The organism is Gordonia hongkongensis, assembly GCF_023078355.1.
GTDB classification, from domain to species: domain Bacteria; phylum Actinomycetota; class Actinomycetes; order Mycobacteriales; family Mycobacteriaceae; genus Gordonia; species Gordonia hongkongensis.
Genome location: NZ_CP095552.1, coordinates 519,383 through 532,843, shown reverse-complemented (window position 1 = coordinate 532,843; position 13,461 = coordinate 519,383). Strand labels below are relative to the sequence as shown.

13 protein-coding genes are annotated in these 13,461 nt (G+C 69.2%); 4 read left to right on the top strand and 9 right to left on the bottom strand.

Features of this window, described 5'->3' with window-relative positions:
• The first annotated feature begins 74 nt into the window (after positions 1–74).
• A complete protein-coding gene (locus MVF96_RS02345) occupies positions 75–1,376 on the top strand; it encodes a Mur ligase family protein (RefSeq protein ID WP_065632082.1) in 1,302 nt (433 codons plus the stop codon).
• On the top strand, positions 1,373–2,095 hold the full coding sequence (locus tag MVF96_RS02340; protein ID WP_247451078.1) for a type 1 glutamine amidotransferase: 723 nt from the start codon (positions 1,373–1,375) through the stop codon (positions 2,093–2,095). The genes MVF96_RS02345 and MVF96_RS02340 overlap by 4 nt, the downstream gene beginning before the upstream one ends.
• Positions 2,096–2,175: 80 nt before the next feature.
• Here MVF96_RS02340 and MVF96_RS02335 read toward each other — a convergent pair whose 3' ends face one another.
• The 8 genes from MVF96_RS02335 to MVF96_RS02300 all read right to left on the bottom strand — a co-directional run bounded on the left by MVF96_RS02335 (position 2,176) and on the right by MVF96_RS02300 (position 8,084).
• Positions 2,176–2,898, bottom strand: coding sequence for a uracil-DNA glycosylase (locus MVF96_RS02335; RefSeq protein WP_247451076.1), 723 nt, complete (start codon positions 2,896–2,898; stop codon positions 2,176–2,178).
• Between the two features lie 69 nt (positions 2,899–2,967).
• Entirely contained in the window at positions 2,968–3,510 is a 543-nt protein-coding gene (locus MVF96_RS02330; protein WP_137808671.1) for a uridine kinase family protein, read from the bottom strand.
• A gap of 14 nt (positions 3,511–3,524) precedes the next feature.
• Positions 3,525–5,156 (bottom strand): alpha/beta fold hydrolase, encoded by a 1,632-nt coding sequence (locus MVF96_RS02325; RefSeq protein ID WP_068972274.1) that lies wholly within the window; start codon positions 5,154–5,156, stop codon positions 3,525–3,527.
• A 44-nt stretch (positions 5,157–5,200) separates the two neighbouring features.
• Positions 5,201–5,812 (bottom strand): recombination mediator RecR, encoded by a 612-nt coding sequence (gene recR / locus MVF96_RS02320; protein WP_058251045.1) that lies wholly within the window; start codon positions 5,810–5,812, stop codon positions 5,201–5,203.
• A gap of 68 nt (positions 5,813–5,880) precedes the next feature.
• Positions 5,881–6,297 carry a YbaB/EbfC family nucleoid-associated protein gene (locus tag MVF96_RS02315; RefSeq protein ID WP_004021588.1) on the bottom strand — a complete coding sequence of 139 codons (417 nt, stop codon included), beginning with the start codon at positions 6,295–6,297 and terminating at the stop codon, positions 5,881–5,883.
• Positions 6,275–6,604: a hypothetical protein gene (locus MVF96_RS02310; protein WP_058251043.1), complete on the bottom strand. Its 330-nt coding sequence runs from the start codon at positions 6,602–6,604 to the stop codon at positions 6,275–6,277. Before MVF96_RS02310 ends, MVF96_RS02315 begins: the two co-directional genes overlap by 23 nt.
• 24 nt (positions 6,605–6,628) lie before the next feature.
• Positions 6,629–7,522, bottom strand: a complete 894-nt coding sequence (locus MVF96_RS02305) for a pseudouridine synthase (RefSeq protein WP_203235920.1) — start codon at positions 7,520–7,522, stop codon at positions 6,629–6,631.
• Between the two features lie 124 nt (positions 7,523–7,646).
• Positions 7,647–8,084, bottom strand: coding sequence for an SRPBCC family protein (locus tag MVF96_RS02300; protein ID WP_058251042.1), 438 nt, complete (start codon positions 8,082–8,084; stop codon positions 7,647–7,649).
• A gap of 82 nt (positions 8,085–8,166) precedes the next feature.
• On the opposite strand from MVF96_RS02300, the gene MVF96_RS02295 reads away from it, so the two are divergent.
• On the top strand, positions 8,167–9,549 hold the full coding sequence (locus MVF96_RS02295; protein WP_247452041.1) for an FAD-binding oxidoreductase: 1,383 nt from the start codon (positions 8,167–8,169) through the stop codon (positions 9,547–9,549).
• Positions 9,546–10,868, top strand: a complete 1,323-nt coding sequence (locus MVF96_RS02290) for a class I SAM-dependent methyltransferase (protein WP_247451074.1) — start codon at positions 9,546–9,548, stop codon at positions 10,866–10,868. Before MVF96_RS02295 ends, MVF96_RS02290 begins: the two co-directional genes overlap by 4 nt.
• A gap of 108 nt (positions 10,869–10,976) precedes the next feature.
• Here MVF96_RS02290 and MVF96_RS02285 read toward each other — a convergent pair whose 3' ends face one another.
• Complete coding sequence (locus MVF96_RS02285) at positions 10,977–13,439, bottom strand: DNA polymerase III subunit gamma and tau (protein ID WP_247451072.1); 2,463 nt, start codon at positions 13,437–13,439, stop codon at positions 10,977–10,979.
• Between the last annotated feature and the right edge of the window lie 22 nt (positions 13,440–13,461).

Below are 13,461 nucleotides of genomic sequence, written 5' to 3'. Positions count from 1 at the left end.
GCCGCCGAGCCTACGCGGCGTCGGCGCACGGCACGACCACTCCCGTCGGATCGGCCTGTGACACACTCGTGCGCATGCCCGACCGACTCTCTTCCGCCGGTTCCGCAACCCGCACGAACACCCGTGTTCCCGCCCGTACCGCCGTCGCCCTGGGTGCTGCGGCCGCGGCCCGGTGGGCGTCGCGCACCGCGGGACGGGGCAAGGGGTCGATGATCGGCGGGCTGGTCGCCGCGAAGATCGACCCCCAGATCATGGGTCGGCTCGCCGCGGGCAAACGCACCGCGATCGTCACCGGCACCAACGGGAAGTCGACGACCACGCGGATGACCGCGGCCGCGATGGCCGAACTCGGCGAGGTCGCCACCCAGGCCGACGGCGCCAACATGGACGCCGGCATCATCGCGACGCTGACCCTGAGCCGGACGGCGCCGTTCTGCGCGCTCGAGGTCGACGAACTGCACGTCCCGCACGTCAGCGACGCCGTCGACCCCGAGGTCCTCGTGATGCTCAACCTCTCCCGGGATCAGCTTGACCGAGTCGGGGAGATCAACATGATCGAGCGTCGGCTGCGTGAAGGCATCGCACGTCATCCCGAGACCACGGTGATCGCCAACTGCGACGACGTCCTGGTGACGTCAGCCGCCTTCGACGCCCCGGACGTGGTCTGGGTCGCGGCCGGCGCGAGCTGGGTCGGCGATTCCGTCAGCTGCCCCCGTACCGGCGAGCCGATCGTCCGTTCCGAGGAGGGGTGGCGGTCGACCGGCGACGACAACTTCCGCCGCCCCACCCCCGACTGGTGGTTCGACGACGAGAACATCTACGGCCCCGACGGTTTCAGCGCTCCCCTGGAGCTCGCGGTGCCGGGCAGAGCCAACCGCGGCAACGCGACGCAGGCGGTGGCCGCGGCCGTCGCGATGGGCGCCGACCCGCGCAACGCGGTGGCCGCCGTCGGCACCGTCGGCGAGGTCGCCGGCCGGTACGGCATCCACCAGGTCGGAAACCACTCGGTCCGAACACTTCTCGCGAAGAACCCGGCCGGGTGGCAAGAAGCGATGTCGATGATCGACCAGGACGCCGACGGGCTGGTGATCGCGGTCAACGGCCAGGTGCCCGACGGCGAGGACCTGTCCTGGTTGTGGGACGTGCGCTTCGAGGCGTTCGAGACCATGCAGGTCGTCGCGGCCGGCGAGCGCGCCGCCGACCTGTCGGTCCGGCTGCTCTACGCGGGCGCCGAACACACCACCATCCCGGACCCAATGGCCGCCATCGCATCCTGCCCGCCGGGACGCGTCGAGGTCCTGGCGAACTACACGGCGTTCCGCGATCTCGGCACCGCCCTGGAACGCGCAGCACGATCACGGAAGGCGGAGCAGTGAGCGAATCGACCCTGCGGATCGGCCTCGTCCTGCCCGACGTCATGGGTACCTACGGGGACGGTGGGAACGCCCTCGTCCTGAAGCGCCGCGCACTGATGCGTGGCATCGACGCCGAGGTCATCCACATCACCCTCGACGATCCGGTCCCCGACTCGCTCGACGTCTACACCCTCGGTGGCGCCGAGGATTACGCGCAGCGGCTCGCCACCCGGCACCTCACGCGCTACCCGGGTCTGCAGCAGGCGGCGGCGGCCGGACGGCCGGTGCTGGCCATCTGCGCCGCCATCCAGGTGCTCGGCCACTGGTACGAGACATCGGCGGGCGAACGCGTCGACGGCATCTCCCTGTTCGATCTCACGACGGCGCCCCAGGCGGAGCGGAGTATCGGCGAATTGCTCGTCGATCCGACCCTCCCAGGACTGTCACAGTCCCTCACCGGTTTCGAGAACCACCGCGGCGGAACGACTCTCGGGTCCGACGCGGCCCCACTGGGTCGGGTACGGCACGGCGTGGGCAACGGCGTCGGCGACGGCACCGAGGGCGTCGTCCAGGGCAGCGTCATCGGCACCTACATGCACGGTCCGGCACTGGCCCGCAACCCCGAACTCGCCGATCACCTCCTGGCCACCGCGCTCGGCGTCGAAACGCTTGCACCGCTTGACCTTCCCGAGGTAGACCGGCTCCGCCGGGAGCGGCTCACCGCCGGCCGGCGTCGGTAGGGACTTGGACCGCACTGATGGCGACGCACCCCTCCGCTCCCTGAGGTGCGAGGAGCGATAGCGACGAGCCTCGAAGGGCCTCACCCGCTCTCGATCCCCGCCGACCGTGCCGCGGCGGTGAGCACGTCGACGACCATCTCGACCGTCAGCCGTCCGGTGAAGGTGTTCTGCTGGCTCACGTGGTAGCAGCCGAACACCTCGAGTTCGGTACCGTCGCGGACGAGGGTCGTGGAGACACCGTGGCCGAATTTCGGCATCGGCTTCGGCACCGTCCAGCCGAGTTTCGCGAAGGTGCGAAGCGTTGACTGCCAACCGAATCCGCCCAGCGTGACCACCGAGCGGACCGTCGGCGCGAGCAGTTCCAGTTCGGCGTGCAACCAGTACGAACAGGTGTCGCGTTCGGCGACCGTCGGCTTGTTCTGCGGTGGGGCGCAGTGCACGGGCGCGGTGATCCGTGTGTCGAAGAGTTCCAGCCCGTCGCCGATCGCGACCGAATGCGGCTGGCTCGCAAGGCCGGCGAGGTACAGCGCCGAGAACAGGACATCGCCGCTGCGGTCACCCGTGAACATGCGCCCGGTCCGATTCCCACCGTGCGCCGCGGGGGCGAGGCCGACGATCAGCAGTCGCGCATCCGCCGGACCGATACCGGCCACCGGCCTCCCCCAGTACTTTTCGTCGGCGTACGCGCGTCGCTTCTCCTGCGCGACCAACTCCCGCCATTCGACGAGGCGCGGGCATGCACGGCACTCGATCAGCTGCGCGTCGAGCTCCGCCAGATCACAAAAGCGTCGTCGGGTGGCCATCCCTCGACACTAACCGCGGCGTCCGCTCGGCATCCCGGCCGGCCGACGGGACCGTCAGTCCGAGACCGCTCAGTCCAGTACGACGCACCGTTCTCGCGTGCGATCCACGCCGAACCAGCCGCGCTCGAACTCCTGCCACGCCTGAAGATGACCTCGCGCGTCCTCGCCGTCGCGGGCGACCGTCCGCTCGAGCCGTTCGCCCGGGGTCCCGCCGTCGAGCCACAGCGCGTGGGACAGGCGGTCGGCGATCCGGCGCCGCGCCGAGGACACCCCTTCGATGATCAGCAGCGGCTGCCACTCGATCCACACGCGGGGCCCGGGGGCCGGGACGCCGTTCTGCCACACGCGGGGCCGGTACCGGTAGTCGCGTCGTCGGGTGAACGGGTGCAGCACATCGGTTTCCAGCTCCGGCCACCACGCGACGGGATCGTCCCACGTCGCGAAGTCGTCGGTGCGGACCAGAGTCACCCCGACTCCCCGAGCGCGCAGGTCCGCGACCAGGAGATCGGCGATCGTCGACTTGCCCGCTCCGGACGGTCCGTCGATCGCGACGATCCCGGCGTCGAGGCGAGCGGCCAGTTCGGTCACACGGGCGCGGGTCTGCAGGTTCACCAGATCAGGATGGGTCACCGACCGGCCGCCCCGGACGCGAACGCCGAGGGCAACCGGGTGAGCGGAGCCGTGATCGGTGCTTCGGGGACACGCTGCACCGAGGTCCGGCCGTCGCGGAGGTACTCGACGATGGCGTCGTCGAGCGGCTTGTTGGCGCGACCGAGCTGCGCGTGGTCGCCACCACCGACCGTGATGAGGTGGCTGCGCATGAGTTCACGCATCTTCAGCGACCCGCGATACGGGGTCTGCGGGTCGCCGACGCTCTGGATCTGCAGGGGCGCCACCGCCAGCCCGCGGTTGCGGATCTCGACCGGCCGCGCGAGCGCCGGCGCTCCGGCACACGCGAGGCCGGACTCGTAGGCGAGACCTGGCGCTTCGAAAGGATCCCCGGTCACGTAGTTCGCGACGAACGCCTGGAAGCCGAGCGACGGTTGGGCGGGGACCTGGTTCTCGTTGCACAGCACCGCGGCCTGCATGTCCTGCGAGACCTGGGCGGCCTCGATCGCGGCGGGGCCCGGGGTGGGCAGCTTCCGGCCGGGGTTCGCGGTCATCAGCGCCACTGTCGGCCAGGAGTTGCGATCAGGCGCGAGCGCGCGGGTGAGCACCAGTAGCTGCGACGTCAGCTGGAGCGACCCGGGCCGGAGCAAGGTGAACACCAGGTTCTCGAACCTGGCACGCGCGTCGGCGGTCAGATCGGTTCCCGCGATGTACTGCTGCGCGACCGCCCGCAGGCCTGGCGGCACGTCCCCGACCTGCGCGGGAGGTGCCAGCAGCGATGGCGGCACACCGGCCTCGGCACTGACCCGGTCGCTCCACTTCCGGTACACGGCGAGTGGCGTCGTGCCGAGATGATAGATCCGGTCGTGGCGCGCGATCCACGCCATCATCTCGTGCACCCGCGCCTTGTAGCCGGGTGTCTGCACGGAGAGAAGGCTGTTCCACACCACGCTCGGGTCGAAGCCGGAGTCGAGGACCATCCGGTCGACGCGCTGCGGGAACAGTGTCGCGTACGTCGACATCAGCAGGGTGCCGTACGAGATGCCGTAGAGGCTGACCTTCGGTTCGCCGAGCAGCCGCCGGACGACCTCCATGTCGCGGGCGGTGTTCTCGGTGGTGAGCGTCGCCCCGAGGCCCGGCGTACGCGCCTCGCAGCGATCGCGATTCAGCTTGCCCAGCGCCGTCATCAGTTCGGGCTCGTCGCCGGTGATCGGATCGCAGCGCAGCGGTGTGCCCGACACCAGACCACGCGGCTGCACGGCCACCAGATCCCATTCGTCGAGCATGGCCGCCGGCGGGCGCAGCTGACTGAACATCGCGATGCCGTCGCCGCCCGGGCCGCCCGGGTTGCCCATCACGACACCGCGACGCCGGGATTGGTCGCGCGCCTGCATACGGCTCACGCCGATCTCGATGGTCTCGCCGTTCGGCTCGGAGTGGTCGAGCGGAACTTCGACCGTCGCGCACCGGACCGTCGCCGGTACGCCGTGCACCGCGGGGCATGCCTGCCAATCGAGCGCCGGCGCAGCGGATGCTTCGGGCGGCTGCACGCCTTGTACGGCACCCACCAGGCCGCCCGCGACCACCACCGTCAGGCCTGCTGCAACACCCCGGACACGACGACGCCACCCAGTACGCGAGATCACCACATGACCCTAGCCGTCCGGTTTGCCGGGTACGACGGCCACCGACCTCACGCCAGGATGCGACGACCCGACAGTGCACGACCCAAGGTGAGTTCGTCGGCGAACTCGAGGTCGCCGCCCATCGGCAGCCCCGACGCGAGCCGGGTGACCGACAGGCCGGGAAAGTCCTTCAGCATGCGCTGGAGGTAGGTCGCGGTCGCCTCGCCCTCGGTGTTCGGGTCGGTCGCGACAATCACCTCGGAGACGTCGACGCCGTCTTCCTGATTGGCCAGCCGACGCAGCAGTTCACGGATACGCAACTGGTCCGGGCCTATCCCGGACAACGGGTCGAGAGCACCACCGAGTACGTGGTAGCGCCCGGTGAACTCCTTGGTCCGTTCGATCGCGTGCACGTCTTTCGGCTCCTCGACGACACAGATCTTGCTGGCGTCGCGGCGGGCGTCCGAACAGATCCGGCACAGCCGATTGGCCGAGACGTTCCCGCACTCCGCGCAGAAGACGACGTCGTCGCGGACCCGTCCCAGCGCGGCGACGAGGCGATCGATGTCGGACTTCTCCCCGGCCAGCAGGTGGAACGCGATGCGCTGGGCGCCCTTCGGACCGAGGCCCGGCTGTTTGGCCAGCTCGTCGATCAGGTCCTGGATCGGTCCCTCATACATGCTGATCTGCGTCCACGGTGTCCGGGATTCCTACTCGTCGTTCGGCGTCGTACGCGGGGTGGGCGTACTCAGCCGCCCAATCCGGGGAGGCCGCCGCCGAGACCACCGGCGAGCGGGCCCATCTTCTCGCTGGCGAGCTGTTCGCGCTTCTCCGACAGGTCGGCCAACGCACCGAGCAACAGGTCCTGCAGGGTCTCCACGTCGTCAGGATCGACGACCTTAGGGTCGATCGACACGGCGGTCACCTCACCGGTGCCGTTGCCGGTCACGGTGACGAGCCCGTTGCCCGCACTGCCGACCACCTCCGCCGCCGCGATCTCGTTCTGCGCCGACAGGAGCTTCTCCTGCATCTGCTGCGCCTGGGCCAGCAGTCCGGCCATCGGGTTCTCCCCGCCCTGACCGCCGCCGAACAACGCGCTGGGATCGAATGGTTGCGTCACCCGGCCCAGGGTAGTCGCAGCGTCAGCGCAGCAACCGATCGACATGCGCGGCGATGTCGTCGACGGTCGACTCCTCGACGGCGGCCACCTCGAAGGACAGGACCTCGTCGCCGAACAGCCGACCGGCGCGCGCGGTGAGCGCGAACTCGAATCGGTCGTCGATGCGACGCCACTGCGTGATCCCGCCGTAGACGGGCGCACTGGCTCCCGTGGTGACGCAGTATTCGTCGGCGCGCGGCCCGCCGACCAGATCGCGCTGGATCTGGAAACAGGCCAGCGACTCGTCGTCGATGAAGACCACGGCCTCGCAGCCCAGGTCGGGATGCCGTTCGTAGGACGCGCGGATGGTCATGGCGCCAGGGTAGATCGTGGACCCCTACCCCGATACCGGTCGCCGACTCTCGAAGCGGCGCTCCTCGCCGGTCAGCGGGTCGGTGAACTCCAGCGCCCGGGCCACCAGCCGCAGCGGACGGGTGAAGTCCCCGTGATCGGGAAGAGCGGCGAGCCCCGGCCGCACATCGGGGTAGAGCGGGTCGTCGACGATGGGCACCCCGAGCGACGCCATGTGCAACCGGAGCTGATGAGTGCGGCCGGTGTGCGGCACCAGTCGGTAGACGCCGAGGCCGCCGAGGACCTCGGTCAGCGTGATGTCGCTGACGGCGTTGACCGGCCCGTCCACCACGAGGGCGCGCAGGTCGCCCGCCGTCTTCTCGATCCGGTCCCGCACGGTCACGGTCGACGCCAGCGCCTCGTCGGCCGGGGCGAGCGCGAGGTACTCCTTGCGGGCGGTCCGGGACGCGAACAGATCCTGGTAGGCCGCGCGCACCTCGGGCCGCAGCGTGAACAGCAGCACCCCGGCGGTGAGGCGGTCCAGACGGTGCGCCGGCGAGACGGTGTCGGAGCCCAGTTCTCGACGCAGCCGCACCAGCGCGGTCTCGGTCACGTGACGGCCCCGCGGCATCGTGGCGAGGAAGTGCGGTTTGTCCACCACGACGATGTTCTCGTCACGGTGGATCACCGGCAGGTCGAACGGTACCGCGATCTCGTCGTCGAGGTCGCGGTAGAGGTACAGCGAGACATTGCGGCTCGACGGCGCGGCCAGATCCGCGGGTCGGCCGTCGGCATCGACGATCTCGCCCGCGGCGGCGCGTCGACCCAGATCGTCGGCGGTCAGCCCCGCCAGCACGGGCGCGGCCAGCAGCGCCTGACCGACGGTCAGCTCCGGCCCCGAACGCAACACCACGCGCGTGGCGTCGACGCCGTCGCGCATGGGCAAGGGCGACGGCCTTGCCCGGCCACGGCGGCGCCGGACGGGATCGGTCGATCCCGCGCCGGTCATCGCACGCTGTCGGGTGAGCAGGTCATCGAGCGCCGCGGTCGGAGATGCCGAGCCGTCAGCTCTCGAGGCGCTTCTTCAGGTTGCCGAGGACCTCGGCCTGAATCCGGTTGAGACCCTTCGGCGCAAATGTCTTCTCGAAGAACCCACCGATGCCGCCGGCCCCCTGCCACGTGGTAGTGGTCGTGACGCGCGAACCGCTGCCCGATGCCGCGACGGAGTAGGTGGTCACCATCGTCGAGTTGGCGTCGCGCTCGGTGACGGTGTCCGGGGTGACGCTGACGGTCGCCTGCACGTCGCGCTGCCGCTTCGACGTCGCCTGCAGAATCCAGTGCACGACGGTGCCGTCGCCCTTGCCGCCGCTGATCACCTTGTAGTCGCGGTACTGCTCCGGGAGGATGGCCGGCCGCACGACCTCATAGTCGGCGAGAGCTCCGACCACGGCGTCCGGGGCGGCGGCGATGTCGAGCGACTGCGATGCGGAAACCTGACCCACGATTGGACACTCCTCAGTTACGAAACGATTGGCGGGCGAACTGATCAAGTCCTAGGCTAACCGGGTGACCAACGGGCTCGAGATGGGGGGAGCGGCATTCGACCAGGGGGTTGCCGACCTCCTGGCCAGCTATCGTGCCATCCCGCCGCAGGCAACCGTGCGTCTTGCGAAGAAGACGTCCAACCTCTTTCGTAAGCGCGCCGCCAATCCGCATCCGGGACTGGACGTCTCCGGACTCGATCGGGTCATCTCGGTGAATCCCGAGGCGCGCACCGCCGACGTCGCCGGCATGTGCACCTACGAGAACCTCGTCGCGGCCACTCTGCCGTACGGTCTCGCACCGCTGGTCGTCCCACAGCTCAAGACGATCACCCTCGGCGGCGCGGTCACCGGACTCGGCATCGAGAGCACGTCCTTCCGCTCCGGACTGCCCCATGAGTCTGTTCTCGAGATCGACATCCTCACCGGCGACGGCGAGATCCTGACCGCGACGCCGACCAACGAACACGCCGACCTCTTCTTCGGTTTCCCTAATTCCTATGGCACGCTCGGCTATTCGGTGCGGTTACGCATCGAACTGGAGCCGGTGAAGCCGTATGTCGCGCTGCGCCATATTCGGTTCACGAGCATCGTCGACCTCCAGTCGGCGATGGACACGATCGTCACCACGAAGTCGCACGACGGCGAACCGGTCGACTACCTCGACGGAGTCGTGTTCTCCGCCAACGAGTCCTATCTGACGCTGGGCCGGCAGACCGACGAGGACGGACCGGTCAGCGATTACACCGGGATGGACATCTTCTATCGGTCCATCCAACAGAAGACGACCGACCGGTTGACGATCCACGATTATCTCTGGCGCTGGGACACCGACTGGTTCTGGTGCTCGCGCGCCTTCGGCGCACAGAACCCGCGAATCCGGCGCTGGTGGCCGAAGCGGTACCTCCGCAGCAGTTTCTACTGGCAGCTGATCGGGCTCGACCAGCGGTTCGACATCGGCGACCGGCTGAACGCCCGCAAGGGACTACCGGCGGGTGAACGCGTCGTGCAGGACATCGAGGTTCCCATTGACCGGACCGCCGACTACGTCGAGTGGTTCCTCTCCGAGATTCCCATCGAACCGATCTGGCTGTGCCCCCTCCGGCTTCGCGAGCCCGCCCTCCCCGGCGCCGATCCGGTACGCCCCTGGCCGCTGTATCCCCTTGCCCCGCAACGCACGTACGTCAACGTCGGCTTCTGGTCGGCCGTGCCGGTCACCCCGGGCGATCCCGGGCACACCAACAAGATCATCGAACGCAAGGTCGCCGAACTCGACGGCCACAAGTCGCTGTATTCAGAGAGTTTCTACACGCCGGAGGAGTTCGACGAACTCTACGGCGGAGAGAGTTATCGGCTCCTCAAGAAGCGGTACGACCCGCGGGGTCGTCTGCTGGACCTCTACTCGAAAGCGGTGAAACGCCAATGACCACGTTCAAGGAGAGTTCGGCGTCGAGTGTGGACTCGCACGCCGGCAAGATGACCCTCGCCGAGATCTTCGAAACACTCCTCGGCGGAAACCTGTCGATCCGGATCACCGCCTACGACGGCAGCAGCGCCGGACCCGTCGACGCCCAGTACGGCCTCGATCTGAAGACCCCGCGCGGTACGACGTATCTGGTGACCGCACCCGGCGATCTCGGACTCGCGCGCGCCTACATCGCAGGCGATCTCGAACTCATCGGCGCGCACCCCGGTGATCCGTACCCCGCGCTGAAGGCACTGGCCAGCAACCTGCAGTTCCACCGCCCCTCCCCCCTGTCGCTCGCCCACATCGCGCGGTCGCTGGGCATCGATCACTTCAAGCCGATCGCACCGCCGCCGCAGGAGGCCGTGCCGCGCTGGCGTCGATTTGCGGAAGGACTGCGGCACAGCAAGTCTCGTGATGCCGAGGTCATCCACTACCACTACGACGTCTCGAACACGTTCTACGAGTGGGTGCTCGGACCGTCGATGACGTACACCTGCGCCGTCTACCCGGAACGCGACGCATCGCTGGAAGCCGCGCAGGAGAACAAGTACCGCCTCATCTTCGAGAAGCTCCGCCTCAAGCCCGGCGACCGCCTCCTCGACATCGGTTGCGGCTGGGGCGGAATGGTCCGCTATGCCGCGCGTCGGGGTGTCCACGCGATCGGGGCGACGCTGTCCGCCGAGCAGGCGCAGTGGGCCCAGAAGGCGATCGCCGACGAAGGGCTCGGCGAGTTCGCCGAGGTCCGGCACAGCGACTACCGCGACGTCGCCGAGAGCGGCTTCGACGCGGTGTCGTCCATCGGGCTCACCGAGCACATCGGTGTCCACAACTACCCGTCCTACTTCGGGTTCATGCGCGACAAGCTCCGTCCCGGCGGCATGCTGCTGAACCACTGCATCACGCGCCCCGACAACGCGAGCCGCAGCAAGGCGGGATCGTTCATCGACCGCTACGTCTTCCCCGACGGCGAGCTCACCGGCTCCGGCAAGATCATCTCCAAGCTGCAGGACATCGGCGGCATGGAGGTCATCCACGAGGAGAACTTCCGCGAGCACTACGCGATGACGCTGCGCGACTGGAACATCAACCTCGTCGAGCACTGGGACGAAGCGGTGGCCGAGGTCGGCGAGGGCACCGCGCGGCTGTGGGGCCTCTACATGGCCGGTTGCCGAATCGGATTCGACCGCAACATCATCCAGCTTCACCACGTGCTCGCCACCAAACTCGACGAGGACGGCGGCCACCAGGTGCCACTCCGGCCGTGGTGGGACGCCTGAGCCCGACCCGCCTCTGAAAACCGCCCTCAGAAATCGGACACGCGGCGTATCGTCGTCGAACCTGTTGCGCGGGGCGGTTTTCAGACAAAGCTTCCCGAGCGCACCCGGTCACTCGAGCGGCCGTGCCCCCAGCTCCGACTTGAGCAGTTCCAGCGCCACCTGGTCGGGGTCGAGCCGCTGCTCGGGGCTGCCGGTGCGTGCATCGGCCACCATCTCCGCGCGTTCGTCGTGCGGGATGTCCTCGTCGGCACGTGGCGGCTCGGGCTCCTCCGGTTCGGCGACCGGGTCCGGTGTGGGGGCCGGCGCCGCCGACTGGTCACGCGCGCGGCTCGGACGTGAGTACGACTGCCGAGCCTTGGCCGCTTGCTTCGACGGCGGCGCGGTCGACGTGGCGGAGGGCGCGGCGGCGCCCGGCGCCTGGTGCACGGTACGCACGTCGAGTTCGGTGCCGAAGACCTCGGTGAGCGCCTCGCGGATGATCGTCACGGCGTGCGGCGCGGACAACCGCCCGACCAGCACCTCGACCGGATGCGAGAGCACGACGGTCGTCCCGTCGACGTCGGCGATGACCGCCGCCGACAGCATCGGCTCGAGACTCTTCGACCGTTCCCGCACCGCGGCCCGGATGTCCTGATACCGCTTGCGAACCGAGTCGGCGTCGAGCCCGGCGGTCGCCTCGGGCTCGGGCTCCGGTTCGGGCACCGGCTCGGGCTCGGGCCGACGGGCACGGACCGGCATCGCGTCGGGTGGCGGGACGTCGTCCTCGTCGACGGGCTCATCGGGCAGCGGGATGTCGTCGTACGCCGCGGTCGACGCCGGTTCGGCAATCGGTTCCGGTTCGGGCGAGGACGCGTCCCGATGGCGCGACGGCGGTTCGGGTGCGGACGGGGTCCGGTCGGACCGTGCCGGCGGCTGAGTCGGCGGCGTCGGCGGGGCGGGCACCTCGATCAGAGATGCCGTCTCGTCGTCCGATGAGGCGTCAGCGGCCGGCGCCGGTTCGACCTCTGCCGCCTCGGCACTCGGTTGGTCGGCGATCAGTTCGTCGAGCATCGACTCGTCGTCGGCGGGCTCCTCCGCGGGCAGCACCGCCTCGGCCTCGACCCCCGAACCCGTTGCGACGTCGGTCGAGTCGTGTTCAACCGCCTCGGGCGCCGCGTCTGCCGTGACCGCTTCAGCAACGACGGGTTCCGGCGCAGGAGTCTCCACCACCGTCGCCGGCGCAACCGGCTCAGACACCACCGGTTCCGGCACCCGGCCGGCGTCGGGTTGCGCGGCGTCGGCCTCGACGGCTTCCGCGGCTGCGCGCTCGGACGCCTCGGCAGCCTTGGCCTCTTCCATCGCCTTGCGCTGCGAGGGCCGCACGAACTTCGGTTCCGGTTCCGGCTCAGCCGGTTTCGCGGGTACCGGGATCGACGTCGTGCCGATACCCGACTCGAGTCGTTCGAGTCGCTGCAACAGAGCTGCGTCGTCGGCGGAGACCGCGGGCAGCAGCATCCGCGCGCACATCACCTCGAGCAGGAGTCGCGGCGACGTCGTGCCGCGCATCTCCCCGAGCGCGTTGTGCACGATCTCGGCGAACCTGGTCAGCGACGCGGGCCCGAGGGTCTCGATCTGGGCGCGCATGCGGGCGAGCTGGTCACCCGGCGCCTCGACGAGTCCGCGGTCCGCGGCGTCCGGAACAGCCTGCAGCAGAATCAGATCGCGAAGACGTTCCAGCAGGTCGACGGCGAACCGTCGAGGATCGTGCCCGGCGTCGACCACCTTCTCCACCGTGCCGAACAATGCCGAACCGTCGGCGTCGGCGAGAGCGTCGACCGCGGTGTCGATCAGCGCCACGTCGGTGACGCCGAGCAGCGCCAGTGCGCGTTCGTAGGCGACACCCTGGTCGTCGGCGCCGGCCAGCAGCTGATCGAGGATCGACAGCGAGTCACGAGGCGAACCGCCACCCGCCCGTATGACGAGCGGGTACACCTCGGACGCGACGGTCACGCCCTCGCGCTCACAGATCGTCTCCAGGAGACCGCGCATGACCGGCGGCGCGAGCAGCCGGAACGGGTAGTGGTGGGTGCGCGACCGGATGGTCGGCAGCACCTTCTCGGGTTCGGTGGTCGCGAACACGAAGATCAGATGCTCCGGCGGCTCTTCGACGATCTTCAGGAGCGCGTTGAATCCCGCGTTCGTCACCATGTGCGCCTCGTCGACGATGAACACGCGGTAGCGCGACTCGGCGGGCGCATAGAAGGCGCGGTCGCGCAGCTCGCGGGTGTCGTCGACACCGCCGTGACTCGCGGCGTCGAGCTCGATGACGTCGAGGTTGCCCGGGCCGCCCGGCGCGAGCGCCACACAGGAGACGCACGTTCCGCACGGTGTGGAGGTGGGGCCCTGCACACAGTTCAGCGAACGAGCCAGGATCCGCGCCGACGACGTCTTGCCACAACCGCGAGGACCGGAGAAGAGATACGCGTGATTGATGCGACCGGAATCCAGGGCACGGCTCAACGGATCGGTGACGTGCTCCTGCCCCACGACGTCGGCGAAGGTAGCCGGGCGATAGGTGCGATACAGAGCCACGCGTCGAGACTACCGGCGACCC